The sequence below is a fragment of the Staphylococcus sp. FSL W8-0774 genome (genome assembly GCF_038006785.1).
Classification (GTDB): Bacteria; Bacillota; Bacilli; order Staphylococcales; family Staphylococcaceae; genus Staphylococcus; species Staphylococcus pasteuri.
Window position 1 is genome coordinate 1,787,178 of record NZ_JBBOVW010000001.1, and the last position, 20,809, is coordinate 1,807,986.

At 29.9% G+C, this 20,809-nt stretch carries 18 protein-coding genes, 2 tRNA genes and 1 pseudogene; 7 read left to right on the plus strand and 14 right to left on the minus strand.

Translation table 11 applies throughout. The annotated features are described in order from the left end of the window. The first annotated feature begins 285 nt into the window (after positions 1-285). Positions 286-642: a DoxX family protein gene (locus NSQ15_RS08670; RefSeq protein WP_017638419.1), complete on the plus strand. Its 357-nt coding sequence runs from the start codon at positions 286-288 to the stop codon at positions 640-642. A gap of 69 nt (positions 643-711) precedes the next feature. Further along, the gene (locus NSQ15_RS08675) at positions 712-846 is read left to right on the plus strand and encodes a hypothetical protein (RefSeq protein ID WP_256219674.1); all 135 of its coding nucleotides are present in this window, start codon (positions 712-714) and stop codon (positions 844-846) included. A 693-nt stretch (positions 847-1,539) separates the two neighbouring features. Here the strand turns inward: NSQ15_RS08675 and NSQ15_RS08680 are convergent. From NSQ15_RS08680 to NSQ15_RS08690, 3 genes are all read right to left on the minus strand, one after another. Beyond that, positions 1,540-1,628: transfer RNA gene (locus tag NSQ15_RS08680), tRNA-Ser, on the minus strand. A 1-nt stretch (position 1,629) separates the two neighbouring features. Then, a tRNA-Asn gene (locus NSQ15_RS08685) sits at positions 1,630-1,704 on the minus strand. Between the two features lie 148 nt (positions 1,705-1,852). After that, complete coding sequence (locus tag NSQ15_RS08690; protein ID WP_340747101.1) at positions 1,853-2,422, minus strand: competence protein ComK; 570 nt, start codon at positions 2,420-2,422, stop codon at positions 1,853-1,855. Between the two features lie 217 nt (positions 2,423-2,639). On the opposite strand from NSQ15_RS08690, the gene NSQ15_RS08695 reads away from it, so the two are divergent. Then, entirely contained in the window at positions 2,640-2,858 is a 219-nt protein-coding gene (locus NSQ15_RS08695) for an IDEAL domain-containing protein (RefSeq protein ID WP_017637367.1), read from the plus strand. A 78-nt stretch (positions 2,859-2,936) separates the two neighbouring features. On the opposite strand, the gene NSQ15_RS08700 is transcribed toward NSQ15_RS08695, so the two are convergent. Next, a complete protein-coding gene (locus tag NSQ15_RS08700) occupies positions 2,937-3,923 on the minus strand; it encodes a lipoate--protein ligase (protein WP_017637368.1) in 987 nt (328 codons plus the stop codon). Positions 3,924-4,126: 203 nt separating this feature from the next. Between NSQ15_RS08700 and NSQ15_RS08705 the strand changes: the two genes are divergently transcribed. Together NSQ15_RS08705 and NSQ15_RS08710 are read left to right on the plus strand one after the other, a co-directional pair. Beyond that, a complete protein-coding gene (locus NSQ15_RS08705) occupies positions 4,127-4,312 on the plus strand; it encodes a YkvS family protein (protein WP_002450747.1) in 186 nt (61 codons plus the stop codon). 5 nt (positions 4,313-4,317) lie between these two features. Beyond that, a complete protein-coding gene (locus NSQ15_RS08710; RefSeq protein ID WP_340747102.1) occupies positions 4,318-4,920 on the plus strand; it encodes a CPBP family glutamic-type intramembrane protease in 603 nt (200 codons plus the stop codon). 156 nt (positions 4,921-5,076) lie between these two features. Here NSQ15_RS08710 and NSQ15_RS08715 read toward each other — a convergent pair whose 3' ends face one another. The 7 genes from NSQ15_RS08715 to NSQ15_RS08745 form a co-directional block, all read right to left on the minus strand. After that, the gene (locus tag NSQ15_RS08715) at positions 5,077-6,585 is read right to left on the minus strand and encodes a bifunctional metallophosphatase/5'-nucleotidase (RefSeq protein WP_017637370.1); all 1,509 of its coding nucleotides are present in this window, start codon (positions 6,583-6,585) and stop codon (positions 5,077-5,079) included. 143 nt (positions 6,586-6,728) lie between these two features. Beyond that, positions 6,729-8,087: a TrkH family potassium uptake protein gene (locus tag NSQ15_RS08720; RefSeq protein ID WP_017637371.1), complete on the minus strand. Its 1,359-nt coding sequence runs from the start codon at positions 8,085-8,087 to the stop codon at positions 6,729-6,731. Between the two features lie 16 nt (positions 8,088-8,103). Continuing rightward, positions 8,104-9,945 (minus strand): S1C family serine protease, encoded by a 1,842-nt coding sequence (locus tag NSQ15_RS08725; protein ID WP_070452242.1) that lies wholly within the window; start codon positions 9,943-9,945, stop codon positions 8,104-8,106. A 205-nt stretch (positions 9,946-10,150) separates the two neighbouring features. After that, positions 10,151-10,957, minus strand: a complete 807-nt coding sequence (locus tag NSQ15_RS08730; RefSeq protein ID WP_046466527.1) for a TerC family protein — start codon at positions 10,955-10,957, stop codon at positions 10,151-10,153. Between the two features lie 304 nt (positions 10,958-11,261). Then, a complete protein-coding gene (locus tag NSQ15_RS08735; RefSeq protein WP_017637374.1) occupies positions 11,262-12,824 on the minus strand; it encodes a peptide chain release factor 3 in 1,563 nt (520 codons plus the stop codon). Continuing rightward, complete coding sequence (locus tag NSQ15_RS08740; RefSeq protein ID WP_231577495.1) at positions 12,824-13,081, minus strand: YueH family protein; 258 nt, start codon at positions 13,079-13,081, stop codon at positions 12,824-12,826. Before NSQ15_RS08740 ends, NSQ15_RS08735 begins: the two co-directional genes overlap by 1 nt. Beyond that, on the minus strand, positions 13,062-14,546 hold the full coding sequence (locus NSQ15_RS08745; protein ID WP_340747103.1) for a UDP-N-acetylmuramoyl-L-alanyl-D-glutamate--L-lysine ligase: 1,485 nt from the start codon (positions 14,544-14,546) through the stop codon (positions 13,062-13,064). The genes NSQ15_RS08740 and NSQ15_RS08745 overlap by 20 nt, the downstream gene beginning before the upstream one ends. 588 nt (positions 14,547-15,134) lie before the next feature. On the opposite strand from NSQ15_RS08745, the gene NSQ15_RS08750 reads away from it, so the two are divergent. After that, complete coding sequence (locus NSQ15_RS08750; protein WP_217193815.1) at positions 15,135-16,310, plus strand: diglucosyl diacylglycerol synthase; 1,176 nt, start codon at positions 15,135-15,137, stop codon at positions 16,308-16,310. Continuing rightward, positions 16,288-17,475: a lipoteichoic acid biosynthesis MFS flippase LtaA gene (ltaA, locus tag NSQ15_RS08755; protein ID WP_340747104.1), complete on the plus strand. Its 1,188-nt coding sequence runs from the start codon at positions 16,288-16,290 to the stop codon at positions 17,473-17,475. The genes NSQ15_RS08750 and ltaA overlap by 23 nt, the downstream gene beginning before the upstream one ends. Positions 17,476-17,580: 105 nt before the next feature. Here the strand turns inward: ltaA and NSQ15_RS08760 are convergent, their stop codons facing one another. The 3 genes and pseudogenes from NSQ15_RS08760 to NSQ15_RS08770 form a co-directional block, all read right to left on the minus strand. Further along, positions 17,581-18,090, minus strand: coding sequence for a YjcG family protein (locus tag NSQ15_RS08760; RefSeq protein ID WP_017637379.1), 510 nt, complete (start codon positions 18,088-18,090; stop codon positions 17,581-17,583). Positions 18,091-18,294: 204 nt separating this feature from the next. Beyond that, positions 18,295-19,041: an esterase family protein gene (locus NSQ15_RS08765; protein ID WP_029055560.1), complete on the minus strand. Its 747-nt coding sequence runs from the start codon at positions 19,039-19,041 to the stop codon at positions 18,295-18,297. Positions 19,042-19,224: 183 nt separating this feature from the next. Then, a pseudogene (locus tag NSQ15_RS08770) lies at positions 19,225-20,791 on the minus strand (alanine/glycine:cation symporter family protein). Positions 20,792-20,809: the final 18 nt, after the last annotated feature.

Below are 20,809 nucleotides of genomic sequence, written 5' to 3' on the forward strand. Positions count from 1 at the left end.
TGCATTTGCAATAATTTTACAAACTAAGAATAACACATTTATGGTATATTTACGAATTTAATATGATTTTTAGTACATGTTTCTGCGTATCTCTGAATTATTTTAAACTACCTTACCAAATGAATACTAAGTGACAAGAAATAAAAATCAATATATATAATAAAATAAATTTTATAAGTAATAATATTTATAACTATATCTAGAGTTTCCTTATTAATATACATGTTAGATTAGTAAACTTATAAAGTTTAATTTTAAATCTTTATTGTTGGAGGTCATGTATCAATGAGAATTGGCATATTATTAATTAGATGGATGTTGGCAGTGTCTTTCTTAGTACATGGAACACTAAAATTCCATGATTTAAATGGAACTATTCATTTCTTAGGTTCATTGGGGCTAACACCTACAATTGCTATTTTAATGTCTATTGGTGAAGTCATTGGTGGAGTTTTTTTAATATTTGGTATCTTAACGCCTTATGTTAATGTTTTTTATATTTCTGTCATGCTTGGATCAATATTCACTTTAAAGATTACACGAGGTTATGTAAGCGGTTATGAGTTTGAAGTTATACATATTGTGATGAATATAGCTGTAATGATGAGTTATAGTTGGAAAAAATGGATTCAATTTTATTAAATAAATTAACTTGGCTGTTGTGATTTTAATATATCAAAACAAATTATTTAAGCAAAAGGAGAATTGATTTTGCAGACACCTGAAGATAAATTGATTGAAAAAGTAAAAGAGCTACGCAAAGAATATGAAGAAAATGAATTGATGACTGAACTCATTCTTGAGTTTTTAGTTAAACAATACGTTAAAGAAGAATATAGGAAGTAATATAACTTAGTAGTGTATTTTAAACGATTAAATTTAGAAACATTTTGATTAGAATCGAATTGAGTTGAAATAATTAACCAAATTTAATAGATTAAAGCCACGTATCAAAAGGATAACTAATAATTTTATAATTATTAAATAAATAAGATAGACTAACTGAATAGTCTATCTTATTTTTATTTTTTATCTTTTTTAGTTGGTGATAAAAAATATAATGGTATTAGTATAGCTAATGACAACATTAAATATCGTCTTATTATTTCATAGGTATCTGTCCAAGGAATACAAATTAGGGCAACCCCTACTAATATAATTAATATGAGATAAATATGTTTTTGTCTAATAATACCACCTCTTATAAGACTGCAATAACAAATACTTGGTCTAAAAAATAAATGTTCACTAAAACAATGCTAAATATAAAGTAAATCTTATGATTACTGAATTTCTATTTTTATTATAAAGGCTTATTTGTAAACAAAAAATAAACCTGGAATGGATTTAGACCATTCTAGGCTTTTGAAGTCTAAGCCGACAACCAAACCGACAATATTGAATGAAAATTTAAATGTTGTCGAATTCGTTGACATTTTAATTCAAAACAGATTTTCGCCAAAATAAAAAAGAACGTTGATTTAACAACGTTCTTCGGAAATAGTGTTAATCAGATTTTCACTGATTTTTACTAAAATACGGAAACGGAGGGATTCGAACCCTCGCGCCGCTCTCGCGACCTACACCCTTAGCAGGGGCGCCTCTTCAGCCAACTTGAGTACGTTTCCATGGCTCCGCAGGTAGGACTCGAACCTACGACCGATCGGTTAACAGCCGATAGCTCTACCACTGAGCTACTGCGGATTAATTAAATTTTATTGATATCTCTATCAAGCACAAATATTATTATATCAATATTGTACAAATTTTCAAGAGATAACTTAAAAAAATATGCGGAACATTTACACTAAATTAATATAACGTTCCACATATTATAAACTTCAACATATTTTTATTTGTCTACAAATAGGGAATAACGTGAAAGTGCTTCAAAGATATTTAAAGAGGATTTTTCATAATCAATACGTTTATCGGGGTCATTTGATTTCATGCGGGATTGTTTATCAACCATGTAATAAAAGATAATTGCATTGGTGTATTGATGCCATAAACTGTGAAATGATATGTTCAAAATAATCGTTTCATTATTAGCAAATGTGATTTTACATTTACGATGTTTTAATTCTTTAATTGATTCAACATAATGCATGTTAATCCATAAATTTTCTTCTTGCCTGTCAGAATGTGTTGGGAAAAAATAAGTAGGAAAAATGGGTGTTAATAAAATCGGGGGTTTATTAGAAATACCTGTAATACGATTAGTTTCTGCTTTTTTACTTAAATAATTATTACCGTAAAATTTGCATGATCTTTCAATAATCTTTTGAACCTTAAATGCACTCTGAATAATTGACTTATCATACCTTAATATTTCAGAACCATTTTGCTGATTATTTTCATCATAGTTAGGTCTGATAACCATATCTCCCTTTCTAATAACGTAAATACTCTGAGTTGTCATAGGGAAAACCTCACTTTATTTAGTTTTATTATTACCCTTAATTTTTTGAGTAATAATACATTTTTTATTTTATAACAAAATTGTGTAAAGTCAAGTTCTCCTTTCGGTGTAATAATATACATATTTCTTGATAAAAAGTCAGAAAATTCATTGATTTCAAAATTCAAAATATGTATAATATTTATATAATAAATACAATTGAAAGGTCGAGATCTTTATGAATCATAATACTCATGTGAAGCATACGACACTAGAACAATTTGTAACTACTGTTAATGATTTAGGCGTTGAACTTGTCATTGACGAAGCACTTAGAGAAGTAAGAAAAAAAGAACTGAGAACTTTAATCGATGAAGCATTAGTCAATAAAGACGAAAATGCATTCAACGAGTACATGGTAGAATATAAAAATTTGGAGGCATTACTCAGTGAATAATTTAGATTCGAGTCATTCAAAATAAGGTCTATTCCCTACTTAATTGAGCTAGAGAATAGACCTTTTAATTTATATTAATTAAGACATTAATCTTAATATTTCATTTCTATCTATATCACCAAAATAATGATATAAATCGTAATTTGCTAAAGCTTCTTCCAAGTGATTAAAGTCATGTAAACAACCTTCCAATGCATGTTCTAATTCGGTAATATCCCCTTCCCCAAAGAAATCACCAAATATTTTAGCGTGTTCTATTTTTCCTTTTTTTACATCAAATTTAATTTGAATGAAACCTCTATCAAATTTCTCTTCACGTTCAAAATTATATTTAGGATTTTTACCATAATTCCAATCCCATGTGCGGTATTTCTCATTACTGAGTTTTTCGATATTTTTCCAGTCTTCATCTGTTAGAATATATTCTTCAACTTGTTGTTCACCAAATATCGTTTTCAATATAATTTGTTTAAATTGATCAATATTAATTGGCTCATTTAAAAATTCTTCAATGTTTGCAACACGTTTACGTACTGACTTAATACCTTTAGATTTAATTTTTGCTGGATTTACTTTTAATGCATTTTGAACTTCATCTAACTCACTATTTAACATCAAAGTACCATGACTAAACATTCTATCTTTCACTTTAACCATTGCATTACCAGAAATTTTTGCAGCTCCCACTTGAATATCATTACGGCCTGTCATTTCCGCATTGACGCCAAGTGATTGTAAAGCCTGCACAATAGGCTCTGTAAACTTTTTAAAGTTATGGAAACTATTACCGTCATCATCAGTGATAAAACTAAAATTCAAATTACCAGTATCATGGTAAACTGCACCACCACCAGAAATTCTTCGTACTACGTCAATTCCTTTTTCATCAACGTATGTTTTATTAACTTCTTCAATGGTATTTTGATTTTTACCTACGATTATTGATGGGCGATTAACATAAAATAAAAAATAGCTTTCTTCAGCTGGAAGGTTTTTTAAGACATATTCTTCCATAGCTAAATTCAATGTTGGATCAGTTATATTATTGTTACTTATAAATTTCATATAAAACTCTCCTTAATAGATTCTATATATGCCCTTACTTTATTTATGCCTTATTTACATTTAAAATTCCAATTATTTACTCAATAATGACAAATTTTTCATAATTTATGAATTAAATTGTAGGGTTTTTAGTGTTATTAGTTTATTTGTAGCGTAATTTTTAGTACAATATAGTCTAGCTATGAATTAAGGGAGGACTCGAAATGACTGTTGCAGAAGTAGGTAATATCGTAGAATTTTATGATGGTTTAAGAGGCCGTGTAGAAAAAATAAATGACAACTCAGTTATCGTTGACTTAACTATTATGGAAAACTTCAATTCACTTGATTTACCTGAAAAAACGGTTATTAACCATAAACGTTATAAAATTGTTGAACAAGAAGGTTAATTGAAATGAAAAAAGTTTCGAAAGCTTTGCTATGGTTTATAATTAGTTTCATAGTTTTTCATGCTATTTTACTTATCATGTGGGGCGAGCATCAAGAATACTGGTATTTATATACAGGAATTATGCTTATTGCTGGTATTAGTTATGTGTTTTATCAAAGAGATATCAAATCAAAGCGTTTATTAACCTCTATAGGCATTGGTATTATAGCCAGTATTATTTTAATTATTATTCAATTGGTTTTATCACTGATAACATCTGATTTAACCTATGCTTCATTGATTCGAGAATTAACTAAAACAGGCGTTCATTGGAAATGGCAAATGCTAATTACATTATTATTTGTTATACCATGTCATGAATTATATATGCGTACTGTTTTACAAAGTGAGTTAGATAAATACAATTTGCCTAACTGGTTATCTATTTTAATCACTGCAATTTGTTCAAGCTCTCTATTTATATATTTAGATAATTGGTCGATAGTGATATTTATTTTTATAACTCAATTATTATTATCAATCAGTTACGAATATTCTAGACGTATTGTTACAACATCAATTGCACAAATTGTTGCTATCATTTTATTATTAATTTTTCATGGATAGATTCTGATTTTATTTTTCAGAAATATTAAAACATAACATATTATAAAAGAGCTTCAAATCGGTTATAGTAACTCGATTTGGAGCTCTTTTATAATAAATAAAGTAATTTTCATTTTTACAACGTTATTATAAGTGAGAGGGTAAATATTAAAAATGTTATTTAAACACCTCAAAGTTTTGTTCTAAATTAATCTTATATTTTGAATCAGCTAAATTTTTAGCAATTAACATGCTCATAGTTTCTTCACTAGTATGATGAATCGTTGCATCTTTTAAATACGATTGATAGTTTCTGAAACAATAATCAGTCATTACTATTCTATATAAATTATTTGGATTAATATTATCCAACGTGACACGATTAAAAGGTTCTTTAGTCATATCTACTTTATAATCAAATCCCTGCCACAATGTGCATAGTGTTTCGTCAATAAGCGTAGATTTTAGTGTATCCGCTTCAAACTCAATATATGAATAAGAAAATTCTAATATATCTTTAATACATTGACCTTTTATTGTTAAATCTACAGGTTTATCTGGATATGGATAAGCCTCATAAATTTGACGATTAGATATAATACCATGCAGCCCTTCTTCGCCATTCTTAGGTACGTGAACGCAACTAATTGGGTAATCATAAGCTAATCTAATACTATCATGTAATAATTGAGCAAATGGATGTGGTTGACCTACTAACTCAGCTAAATCTTTAACAGGTAAATTAACATGTTCATCATTTATAACTTCATTTGCCCAATGTTCAACTGCTTTTCTATCATAATACGTTACTTTAAGTAGATCTTCATCTTCGTCATAATCATTTAAATCAATGACCTCTGGCGATATTTCTTCCACTTCATATGTATTCGTTCTTTTTTTAAATTTAATTTTCACATGAACAAGTTCTTCGGCATCTTGTCCGGCTTGAACGTAGACTGTATCATGGTCTTGTCCTACAAGTGTTTGATGTTGGTGTGCAGTTATAATTAAATCAATCACACCAATTTCTTTCATCAATATTTCAGCTTGGTTAACGTTATCTTCATTTTTCTTTTCTGAATTACTAAATTTATCTAATCCACCGTGATATATTACAATTAAAAAGTCAGGTTCTTCTATTTCATGAATATATCTAATCCATCTTTTAGCTGACAGTATTGTTTTTTCAATACTAACGTCTTGTTCCATTTCTGCATATTCATTTTTCATAAGTCCATCTGCAGTTAGTCCAACGATAGCTATTTTCAAATTATCAAAATTTTGAATTGAGTATGGTGTTGAAAAGTATGGTTCTTTAGTTTTGATATATTCTATATTAGCTGATAACCACGGAAATCTTGCTAAAGCAACTGAACGTGTTAAAAACGATAATCCAAATTTAAATTCATTTGGGCTAATACCACTTGCATTATATTGCATTGCATTCATTAATTTTATCATTGGATGACGTTTATATGGCGCAACAATTGCATAATAAAATGCCGCTAGTGAGCCGGCTAAACTACCACCGCTATCCAATAAAATAACTCTTTGATTATTCTCTCTTACTTTATTAACAAATGTTCCAGCACGATAGATATTTGATCCATAATCCCCATTTAAAAAATGACTATGCATATCCGAAGTTACGATTACATCTACGTTTATATTTTCGTTTCTCTCCATCTTAAAACACCTCTCATTATGCATAGTTTAACATGTAATCATATCTTTACGATAACACTTTTACTATACCTATAATTTTTAATTAAAAAAGACATTCCAAGTAAAAATAGCTTTTAATACTTGAAATGCCTTTAATATAGAATTTAACCAATTTGAATACGTTCTTTAGGATAATGATATTTTTTAGGTTCTTTTCGTCCCCCTATCATTATGATAAAGGAGATTAACCCTACACGTCCGATAAACATTAATATCATCAAAATAATTTTAGTTAAATTACTAATATCATCTGTAACACCTAATGTGAGTCCACACGTACCAAATGCTGACATCACTTCAAAGAACACTTGTAAGAAAGTTAGTTTACCTTGTTCTGCTGCGGATATAATTATCATACTCGTGAATGTTAAAATTGAAGCCATTGTAAACACCATAAATGAACGTTGAATATCCATTATATGAATTTCACGGTTAAACACTTTGATGGATGTTTTATCTGCCGAATTACTAAAATTAATAACAAATAGTATTAAAATAGCAAATGTAGTAGTACGTATACCACCACCTACCGAACTAGGAGATGACCCGATAAACATTAATAAACTCATAATAATATTTGTGGGGTCGCTAAATTGTGAAACGTCTATAGTTTGCAATCCTGCACTTCTCGTTGTAGCAGATTGAAACAGAGAGTAAAACAATGACTGGTGCCAACTCATGCCTTTAAATGCATGATTATGTTCTAAAAGAAATATTATTATCACACCAAATACAAATAAAAATAAATATGTTGAAGTAGTAATTTTCGTAAATAATGAGAATCTAAAGTTAGTTACTCTATTTTTTATATATGCTTTAACTTCAAGTAATACTGGGAATCCTATCGAACCTAAAACTATTAAAAACATTACTATCGTTTGTACAAAATAATCTTTTGCATAAGGCACTAACGAATCACCAGTAATATCAAGACCACCGTTTGTTGTTGCAGAAATAGAAACAAATATTCCTTGCATAATAGCATATTTTAAATCTGGATTGTCTCTGTAAAAATAAAATGCAAGCAATATTGCGCCGATAAATTCAATAACGATTATTGTTCTAACTATTTCAAGTATCAGCTTAACTGTTCCACTCATTGTATCTTTATTATTATCAAGCATAATGAGTTGACGTTCACGAATACCTATGTGCTTACCTAAAACAACCCACAACAAGGTTCCAATAGCCATAACACCAATTCCACCAATATTTAAAATTACTAATATAATGATTTGACCAAAAGTTGAATAAGTATCAACAATACTGATTGGTGTTAATCCAGTCACACTTATGCCTGATACAGCCACAAAAAGTGTATCTATTGGATTTACGTCAACGCCAGACTTATGCACATATGGTAAATTCAATAATAAAAATGCGACGATTATAGCTGCTAAATAATAAAGTACTATCCCTTGTTGAGGACTGGACCTTTTTAATAGTTGACCAAAAATCGACATTCATTTCACCTCAACATCATTTTAATTTAATATCTATACTTTTCTCTTTACCGTTTCGATATATTTTAGCTTTTAATGTATCTTTATCTTCCCTATGACTAAAAATAATTTGTCTATAACGTAAATTGTCTTCTAATCTTTTACCATCTAATTCTACTATTACATCGTCTTTTTTCAACCCTGATTTATCTCCAAGTGAATTAGGTTTAACTTCACCTATTAAAACGCCATTTTTAATTTGATCAGGTAAATTGATCGATTGACGTTCACTATTGTCTATATCAGCAATATTTTTAATTTTAATACCAGTATTAGGATATTCAATTTTACCATCTTTTTCTAACTGTCTAGCCACTTTTTGAGCTTCATTAATAGGAATAGCAAATCCCATTCCTTCAACGTTATCCATATCTATTTTAAGCGATACAATACCTATAAGTTTACCATCTCTATCAACTACTGCACCACCTGAATTCCCTGGATTTACGGGCGCATTAATTTGAAATGCTTTCATTAATACATCATAGCTATCGTCTTTATCTATATCTACTGGTACATGTCTATTCAAACCAGAAATGATACCATCTGATACACTCTCTTTAAAATCTACACCTAAAGGATTACCTACTACTAATATAGGCTCTCCCAAAACTAAATGATTGGAATCTCCAGTTTTAATTGCTTTAACGGACTTATCTACACTTTTGGCTTTTACAACTGCAATATCAGACCATTTATCAGTTCCAACAACCTTACCTTCAACTGATTTATTATTTCCAAATGTAATTTTTTGTTTATCCTTATCACCCACTACGTGAGCGTTAGTCATAATAAAAAGAGAGTCGCCCACTTTTTTGTAGACGACACCTGAACCAATTTCATTATCTGCTTTAGATGTGTTATTAGGAACCGAAGTATCTTTTACTTCTTCATTTTCCACAGTAACAACAGATTTAACTGAACTATTGGCACTTTTCATTGTATCTGTATAATGTTTATTCGTTGGTGATAAAGCACTATCATTGGTGTGATCGTTTTTATTAACGTTAGTAAAAATAGCGTTAAGGATAATTATTAATAAAATAATACCAATAATAATAGCAATTTTAGGCCAATGTTCAATAAAGAATGATTTAATTATATCAATATAATCTTTATTCTTATTATTAGATTTATTTTCTGATGAAGATGCGCTCATATGTTTAGCTTTATTGTTGTGATCTTTATCGCGTTCTTTTTCATTTTGATGATGACTTCTCTCTTTACTTTCTGTTAAACCACTATTTTTAGCTGAACGTGTTTCGTTGTCATTTGTAGCATTTTCTTTTTCATTCTTTGATTTATGCTTACTATTAGATTCTATGTTATTTTCACTAGAATCTTTATCAGTATCTATTTTATTTTTTGACTTATTTTCATCCAAATTATTAAACTCTGAGCTAGTATTTATACTTTTATCAGTATTAATACCATTTTCGTCAGTTTGTTTTAAATCGTTCGTGTTATCTTTTGATTGATTTTTGGATCGCTTTAATTGATGTTCTTCAGGTAACGTTAAATTTGATTCATTATGTGATGATGAGTCTTGGTCGTTGTCCATTTTATTACTAGATTGTGAAGCGATATTTTGTTGTTGTTGAATTTCATCTTTAGTCAATTTTTCTATTCTTGCTTTTCTTAAATTGTCTTTGACTCTTTCTTCATTAACTTTAGATTGATATTCGTCTTTTTTTGCTTGAATTCTTTCTTCTTCCTTTTGTTGTTCTACTCTAGCTTCTCGTTCTTCATTATGGAAGAATTCACGACGTTCTCGTCGATAGTTTTTACGAGGGATGACTTGTTTTTTATTTTTATCCACTAGATAGTTCACTCCTATCATTTCACTCAATTATCTTTATTATGACATACTCAAATAATAATGAGGTAATATTTTCTAGAAAAGATTGTATATTCCTAAGAAAAAGTCCTATGTATACGTAAATTTTAATATTTTATAATTAAAACTGCAATGTTGTATAGTAACAAAAAAGACTTCGTTCTAATTTGAACGAAGTCAATTAATACTATTTCTTTTTCTTTTTATTATTCACTACTGATGTTAACCAACCGATAACAACAAGTAAAATAAGTACTGCCCAGAAGATTGATTGCCATAAAACAGTATGTGGGAATTCTTCAGGTAATATACCAACATCTTCATGTGCTAACACGAGTACTACTAATTTAATACCTACCCAGCCTACAATCGCAAATGCTGCGCCTTCTAAACCAGGATATTTGTTTAATAGTTCAACGAACCATGTAGCAGCAAAACGCATTAAAATAACACCAATCATTCCGCCAAGGAACATTACTGCAAATTGACCTAAATCCATACCTCCGAAATCAATATCAATTTCAGGTAAGGTAACTGCTATTGCTAATGCAGCTAACATTGAGTCAATTGCAAATGCGATATCTGCAAATTCAACTTTAAATACTGTAGCCCAAAATTCTTTCGGTCCAACAGCTTTCTCTTGGCCTTCTTCATCAAAATGATGGTCATCATTTTCATGTTTTTGATGGTCTTCTTCAGTCTTATGGAAGAAATCCCATAAGTTTTTAATAGACATGTAAATTAAGTAGATCGCACCAATTGCTTGAATAAACCAAAAATTAGCTATAATACTTATTAAGAATAATGCTATAAATCTAAATACAAATGCACCTAATAAACCATAAAATAATGCTTTTTTTCTTTGTTTAGGTGGCAAATGTTTTACCATAACCGCCATTACGATGGCATTATCAGCAGCTAGTAAACCCTCTAAAAATACTAGTACAATTAGAACCCATCCATAGGATAATAACATACTCGGTTCAAATTCCATTGTGGACAACTCCTTTGATTTAAATTACAAATAAAGAGACCTATGCTAAAAAATAGCAAAGGTCTCACTTAGCAAATATTATTGCCCACTTTACCGGAAGATAAGACTTCGTAATGACGATAAAGTGTAAAATCACTTAATTGTTAAAGTGACCATCAAGTTACTCCCCTCTGACATAAATGTCATAGGTATTTATTTGTGAATATGGTTATTATACAGACATATGTGCATAATGACAATTTATTTTTTTATAAAATTGTAATAACATACTGTTTAATACCCAAACCACTCAATATCAAACATCTTAAAGTAAACTATATAATTTAATTTCTGGGAATTTTTCTTCAAACCAACGTGTTGCAAATTCATTTTCAAATAAGAATACTTTATTATCATAACGATCATTTACAAGTATAGAACGAGATGTATTCATATTATCTTTAATATCATCTTCATTTTCTATCCATCTAGCAATTTTACGTCCTACTTGTTCCATGACAACATCTACATTGTATTCATTTTTCATACGATGTTCGAATACCTCGAATTGTAACTGACCAACAGCACCTAAAATAATTTGATTAGTGTGTAACGTTTTATAGTATTGAATGGCACCTTCTTGAACAAGTTGTTCTATACCTTTATGAAAATGCTTTTGTTTCATTACATTTTTAGCAGAAACTTTCATAAATATTTCTGGAGTAAACTGTGGTAAATCTTGGAAACTGAATTTTTGCTTACCGCCTACTAACGTATCTCCAATTTGGTAATTACCTGTGTCGTATAACCCAATAATATCTCCAGCTACAGCATGGTTAACAGTTTCTTTATCGTCTGCCATAAATGAAGTTGAACGTGTAATTTTTTGTTTCTTACTAGTACGTTGTAATGTAACATCCATACCACGTTCAAATGCACCACTAACAACTCTCATAAATGCAATTCTATCTCGGTGTTTAGGATCCATATTAGCTTGTATTTTAAAGATAAATCCAGAAAAGTCAGTATCAAATGGACTCACTTCGATTTCTTCTTTAGTCTGTCTTGCATTAGGCATTGGTGCATGATCAACGTATGCATTTAAGAAGTTTTGAACACCAAAGTTAGCTAAAGCAGAACCGAAAAATACTGGAGTCAATTCACCATTTAATAATGCATCATTATCAAAATCTTCCCCTGCTCCTTCTACTAACATTAACTCCTCGATAGCTTGTTCAAATGCACTATCATTTTTAATGGCATGATCTTCTTCTAATTCATAATCATCATTTAGATGTAAAATATTTTCTTCATCTCTAAAAGGTTCAATTGATTTACTTTTTCTATCGATAATACCGAAAAAGTTTTGTCCCATTCCTACAGGCCAATTCATTGGATAAGTATCAATATTTAACGTTTCTTCAATTTCTTCTAATAAGTCAAATGGTTCTTTACCCACACGGTCTAATTTATTAATGAAAGTAAAAATAGGTATACCTCTCATTTTACAAACTTTAAACAATTTAAGTGTTTGTGGTTCGATACCTTTTGCACAGTCGATAACCATTACAGCACTATCGACAGCCATTAATGTACGATACGTATCCTCTGAAAAGTCTTCGTGTCCAGGTGTATCTAATATATTAATTTTATAATCATCATAATCAAACTGCATGACTGAACTTGTTACTGAGATACCACGCTCTTGTTCAACTTTCATCCAGTCACTTGTAGCGAATTTCCCAGATTTTTTACCTTTAACTGTACCCGCTTCACGAATGGCTCCACTGAAATATAATAGTTTTTCAGTTAATGTTGTTTTACCAGCATCGGGATGGGAAATAATAGCAAAGGTCTTTCTTGACTCTACTTCTTCCTTTAAATTCATTAATCATTCTCCTTTAGTATTGTTTCAATCCAACTTGTTACTTTATTAGCAAGATTTTCTGCTTCATTTTCATCATTAAATGTAAAAAATTGCATTAATAATGTTTCATTAATTTCTTCTATACTTAAGTCATTTGAAATTTCAACTGACCAAAATTGATCAGGTATTGCTATCAATAGTGTTTGATTTAATTTTTGAAAATATACATAAAATTTGTTCGAATCATCTGTATATTCCCTAATCTTCAACTGGTCCACCACCAAATTTTTTATATGCTGCTTCTAGACCTATTAAATCATCTCGATGAGGAACTTTGATATGTCCCGGCATAATTTGGTAAGGTTCTCTACCTTTAGATGCGAGAACAACAGTATCACCTGGTTCAGCGATGTCAATTGCATGTTTAATTCCTTCTGCTCTATCCTCAAATTCTACATAATTTGAATGTGTAGCGCCTTTAGCTAATTCAGCTGTAAGCATTTTCGGATCATCATTAGCGGGATTGTCAGGCGTAAAAATAACATAATCTGCACGACAAGCGACACTACCCATTTCAGGAGTTTTTGTCATATCTCGCTCTCCGGCCATACCCACTAAAAATATTAATTTTTGTTTAACAAATGGTTTAACTGCATCAATTAACTTATTCATTCCATCTGCTGTATGTGCATAATCGATGATTAAATCAATTGGCAAACTAGGATCCAGTACTTCTAAACGTCCCTCAACTGGTTCAAGTGATTTAACTGCCTTAATAATTTCTTCAAATGAAATTCCTTTACTCCAAACCGCAATTATTGCTGCCATAATATTCGATATATTGAATTTGCCGACATATGGACTTTCAACATGATAACTTCCGAATGGCGTTTTAAATTCAAATTTCACGCCTTGCAATGATTCATTAATATTTGTCGCCATGAACTGTGCTTCATTATCAATACCATATGTAAATATTTCATAAGGTGTCACAGAAGCAAGATATTCTGAAAAAGAGTCATCGTTATTTATAACGGCGTATTTTTCTTTTGCTAAGTCTTCACCTAACTGACTAAATAACAATGATTTAGCATGTCCATATGCTTCCATTGTTCCATGAAAATCTAAATGGTCTTGCGTTAAATTGGAGAATATAGCAACATCAAATTCAACACCTCTTAAACGACCAAGTGATAAACCATGACTTGATACTTCTAATGTCATAGCTTCAGCACCTTCATCAGCAGCTACTTTAATTTTTTTAGTTAAAGATACTGTCTCAGGAGTTGTATTTGCGCCTTTCGTTTTCTTTTCATTAATCTGGAAACCATTTGTACCTAAATAAGCACTATTTTTATTTAGTTTTCTATATATTAGATGAATCATTGTAGCAATAGATGTCTTACCATTTGTACCTGTTACCCCATATGTAACTAGTTGATGGCTTGGAAAGTTAAATAACGTATGTGCTAATAGACTCGCTACTCTCAATGTATCTGGCACAATGACTTGTGTTACTTCACCATTTAATTCTTGTTCTCTATTAACTACAATTATTTTACATCCTTGATCAACTACATTTTGACAAAATTTATGACTATCTACTGTATAACCTTTTGATGCGACAAAAATACTGCCTTCTTTAGCTGTTCTTGAATCAGTAGTAATATCTTCTACTTTTCTTTCTAATGTTCCAATTACTTGTTTTACTCGAATTTTTTCGAACAATACACTCGCATTCAAAATGAATCGCTCCTTTTTTTACAATAAGTCTATTATACACGTTTTAATGGTTATGATAAATTTATTCTTCATATTTAAATGTAATCATTGTTATCGACTTTTTTATAGTAATACTCTCTACAAAAATTAACATTATTCTATTATATATGTAGTAAATTGGTTGATTATACGATTTTAATCGCCATTTCTTTCAAAAAATTTTCAACAATTAAATGTAAATTAAAAGCTCATTTATTAATCTAACATTAAAAATGGTTAAAAATACTGTTAGCTTAGGAAATTAATGATACTTATTAATTGAATCATGCTAACATAAAGTATAGATAAACATTTTATTTGATGTAATTATGAAGAAAATACTTCATCATTATTAAGTAATTTCGAATTTTATTTTAAGATAGTTATGGTATAATGCATAAATACAAATTTTACATCTACATATAAAGTATTACTTGTAGTTTAATCACAAGAAAATTGCTTCAAGTCAATGGTAATGAAATTAACGGAAATCGTGATATTCCTTTTATAATGTATTAAAATACGTTACACTTATTATAAATTTTAAAAATTAACGGAGGGTGGCTTTTAATGGTTACTCAAAATAAAAAAATATTGATTATTACTGGTTCTTTCGGTAACGGTCATATGCAAGTTACTCAAAGTATCGTAAACCAATTAAATGAAATGAATTTGGACCATTTAAGTGTTATTCAACACGACTTATTTATGGAAGCACATCCGATTTTAACTTCTATATGTAAAAAATGGTATATCAATAGTTTTAAATATTTTAGAAACATGTATAAAAACTTTTATTATAGCCGCCCTGATCAACTAGATAAATGTTTTTATAAGTATTATGGTCTAAATAAATTAATAAATATACTGATTAATGAGAAACCAGATTTAATTTTGTTAACATTCCCAACACCAGTAATGTCTGTATTAACAGAACAATTCAATATTAATATTCCAATTGCGACGGTAATGACTGATTATCGAATGCAAAAAAATTGGATTACACCAAAATCAGAACGTTATTATGTTGCTACTGAAACAACTAAAGAAGATTTCATGGAAGTAGGCGTTCCTGCCTCTAACATTAAAGTCACTGGAATCCCTATTTCTAGTAAATTTGAAGAATATATTGATCAAAGAGCGTGGTTGAGTAAACATCATTTAGATCCAGATAGACCAACTATCTTAATGTCTGCAGGCGCATTTGGAGTTTCAAAAGGTTTTGACCAAATGATTATTGAAATCTTAGAGAAAAGTAAACATTCACAAGTTGTTATGATTTGTGGACGCAGTAAAGAATTAAAACGTTCATTACAAGCTAAATTTAAAAATAATTCTGATGTTTTAATATTAGGATTTACTAAACATATGAATGAATGGATGGCATCAAGCCAATTAATGATTACTAAACCAGGCGGAATAACTATTTCAGAAGGATATACTCGCTGTATTCCAATGGTATTTTTAAATCCTGCTCCTGGTCAAGAATTAGAAAATGCGCATTATTTTGAAAAAATGAATATGGGTAAAATTGCTAATACGCCAGAAGAAGCTATTGATATCGTTACGCAGATTACAAATGATGAAACTTTATTAAATAAAATGACTTCTAATATGAAAGAATCTAGAATTGAATATTCTACTTTGAAATTATGTAAAGACTTATTAGAATTATTAGGCCACTCTTCACAACCTGAAGAGATATATGGAAAGGTACCTTTATATGCCAGATTCCTCGTTAAATAATTATTCTAATAATAAAAACTTTATTATTATGTTAGTCATTTTATTTTTAATGGAATTTGCTAGAGGTATGTATATTTTAAGTTATATTAATTACTTACCTACTGTTACATCAATTGCAGTTGCAGTGACATCACTTGCTTTTTCTATTCATTTTATTGCAGATGCTGCGACAAATTTTGTTATTGGCTTTTTATTAAAAAAATTCGGTGCTAGATTAGTGCTAACATCAGGCTTTTTAATGGCATTTCTAAGTTTATTCTTAGTCATCTGGTTTCCGTCATCATCAATTATCATCATTATTAGTGCAATTATGCTCGGTATTGCTGTTAGCCCCATATGGGTGATTATGTTATCAAGTGTTCAAGAAGATAAACGAGGCAAACAAATGGGCTATGTTTATTTTGCTTGGTTATTAGGTTTATTAGTAGGTTGGGTAGTCATGAATTTTCTAATTAAAATTCATCCCCTACATTTTGTATTTATGATGTCGCTAGTAGTTTTAATTGCTTGGGTTTTATACTACTTTGTCAATATAAGACTCACAAACTACAATACTAAACCTGTAAAAGAACAATTATTCCAAATTGTTGATGTAACTAAACGACATATGATTTTATTCCCAGGCATCTTATTACAAGGTGCAGCTATTTCAGCACTAGTCCCTATATTACCTACATACGCAACTAAAATCGTACATGTATCAACTGTTGAATATACACTAGCAATTATGATTGGTGGCATAGGTTGTGCTTTTTCTATGTTATTCCTTTCAAAAATTATAGATAAAAACAGCAAAGGCTTTATGTATAGTATTATATTTGGCGGTTTCATTTTATATACATTAATGATATTTGGATTATCTTTAATCACAAATATTTATATTGTATGGGGTATCGCTTTATTTATTGGATTAATGTATGGTATTTTACTTCCAGCTTGGAATACATTCATGGCAGTCCATATTAATCCTAAAGAACAAGAAGAAACTTGGGGCGTTTTTAATAGTGTACAAGGTTTCGGTTCTATGATTGGTCCATTATTAGGCGGTTTAATTACTCAATTCACAAATAACTTAAATAATACATTTTATTTTTCTGCATTTATTTTCTTAGTTTTAGCCTTATTTTACGGTTATTACTTTATAAATCGAAAACATGCAAAATAACAGAAAATGGAGTGAGATAGACATCTATTATAAAATAGATACCACTATCTCACTCCATTTTGTTTATGTTTTAACTATTAATAATTATTGGTTTTCAAAATCTAATTAATTTAATTTAAATGTATCGATAACGTTCCATTTGTCATCTTCTGAATGATATTGAAGTAACGATAATTCATCAATTACCTCTTTATGATCTACCCCTGCTAATTCTACTTGACCATAAATATCTTCAAATTCTTGACTTGAAAGACCTTGTGCAATTGTAAAATGAGGTACAAATTGATGTTCAGCCTTACCATAAAAATCATCTGTATCAAATCGATTAAAAATTTCTTCAAGTTCGTCGTTTTTAGCAACTTTAAAGTAAATAACATTATTTACTGGTTTGAAACTTGATGCTTTAGTAGCATGGATATCGATTGATGAGATACCTTTAATTCGAGTTTCAATTTCTTTTTTAACTGAATCTAAATCCGCATCATTAACTTCAAATTGAGATTTCACAGTAATATGTGGCATAATTTGTGCGTAATGAGTGTCATAACGCTTACGATATGCATTTACCTCTTCTTGAAATGACTTTGATGGGATTAACGCTAATCCTAAAATCATTTGAATTCCTCCTTTGTTTAACCTATTTCCATTATAGCAAAATTCCATGAAAACCGTTACTTTAAACTTAAAAATATTTTTTCTATTTTAAACTATATTCTTCAAAATTTTTATACGATGTAAAGTTGATTATGATTTTTTAAACAGTATTATTTCAAATTATATCTTTAAAAAACATACCTATTTTTATACTCATTCATTAAGTTAGTCCGGAATTTCTTCATTTAAAAAGTATTTTAGTATATCGCCTAACATTGGTTTCCATGATTTCCAGTTATGGCCGCCATCGAATTCTTGGTACTCATACTTCACATGGTATTGTTTAATAAGTTGATTTAATTCTCGGTTTGGCGTTAAGAAATTCGCACGTTTCCCATTGGTTGGCAAGGTAAAATCTTCTTCTTCTAAACCAATAGCATGCCAAATTGAAAGTTGTTCTTTTGTTTCACAATCAATCAATTTCTCTTTAATGATATCGTCATATTGTGGACTAAGCATAGCTACTTGGCTAAATATAGTTGGATACGTTAATGAAGTAAGTAAAGCTATACTTCCAGCCAAACTATCACCCATTAATAATCGTGCATTACCTACTTTGTAAGTAGGGAAAGTAGCATCAATAAATGGTAATAACTCTTTGCCGATTGCTTTAACAGTTAAATGTGATCGACTACCTTGTGGGTGAAATTCTTCACGTCGTTTTTCAACACTCTCGTAATGAAATCCTACAATAATAGCTCGTTGTATTTCCTGATCTTTACGCAATCTTTCATATTCTCTTTGAATTCTTCCAAATCTTAAAAAATCTAATCCATCAAAACAAATAATCACTTGATGTTTAAATAAATCTGTATAATCTTCAGGTAAATAAATCGATATCGTAACTTCTCTTTCTAAAATATCGCTATAAAATTGATGTTTATTGATTTTACCTGGTTTAAATTCAGACATGTTAAAACGCCCCCTAGTAGTATTAATAACATTGTACCAAGAGACGTTATATTTTTAAATTATGTAGATTTTAAAGTTTTTAATAAATTAAGAAATTCAGTTGTTAATTGTAATTTTAATTCTTTAATAAACAACTATTTTCCGTAAATAAATTCATTAACGTTATATATATAACATCCTGTTTTATTTACTTACTTTTTTCAATCTTTCAGGATAGGTTTTCAACCAAAAGATAGCATTAGGTAGTTTTTTCGCATCAGGTTTATATAATGCATGATAACCTGAACCTAAACGTGACTTCTGTACTTCATAATCTTTTAATGCTTCTATAGATGGTTTATGTAGTATCCATATCGCTATAATGTTTAACCACGCCATAAGACCTGCCCCTAAATCACCTAAAGCCCAAGCAACATCTGCAGTTTTAATACCACCATATAATGTTGCAATAATGATTCCTAATCTTATGAGAATAAATGCAATATTGGTTGTATGATTGTTTTGCTTTCTAGTTATATAAGCTACATTTGTTTCAGCAATATAGTAATAAGCTATTATTGTCGTAAAAGCAAAGAAGAATAACGCAATTGCTACAAAATAAGAACCTATTCCAGAAAAATGAGTATCAAAATGGTAACTACTACCATGAAATGCTTTATCTATACCTGCTTGTACATACATAGCTGTACCTGAATAATCTTTACTACCATCTGCATTTTCTACAAATACACCACCATTTTTTATTAAATGTGGTGTGCCATTAGCATTATTTTGACCATCTGTAACGTTATATGTACCTGAAAGCAAAATAATTAACGCTGTCGCTGTACATACAAATAAAGTATCCACATAAACTGAAAATGATTGAACTAATCCTTGTTTTGCTGGATGAGATACTTCTGCAGCTGAAGCTGGATGCGGTCCAGTACCTTGCCCCGCTTCATTAGAAAACAGTCCTCTTTTAACTCCAATTTCAATCATAGCGCCTACAATTCCACCAAATGCTGATTGTAATCCAAAAGCAGATTTGAATATTTCAGCTAATAATGCTGGAACAGCTTGAATGTTAATCACAATAATGATGATTGCCATCAAAATATAAATTACAGCCATAAATGGTACGACAGCAGTAGCTACATTAGCAATTGAACGTAATCCACCAAAAATGATTAACGCTAAAATAATTACGACGATCACAGCAACTACCCAATTAGGTATATTGAAAGCGTTATTCATAGAACTTGTGATTGCATTTGCTTGTACACCAGGCAATAATAATCCGGCAGATATAATCGTAACTATTGCAAATGCTAATCCGTAAATCTTACCCAACTTACCACCGATACCATATTCGATATAATATGCTGGACCACCACGATATTCACCGTTAACTTCACGTTTAAAGATCTGTCCTAATGTTGATTCAATAAATGCACTACTCGCTCCTAAAAAGGCACTCATCCACATCCAAAATACTGCACCAGGACCTCCAATAAAGATTGCTGTTGATACACCAACTATATTACCAGTACCAACACGCCCCGCTAATGACATGGCTATAGCTTGAAAACTAGAAATACCACTAGGTGATTTTTCTCCCTGAAACATTAAACGAATCATTTCTTTAAAAATGTCTTACTTGGAAAAAGCGCATCATTAAACTAAAAAATATACCCGTAAATAATAATCCATATACTAATGGTTTACTCCAAACCAGTTCATTTAAAAATGCAACGATATTTTCAATCATCGTATACCTCCCTAATCA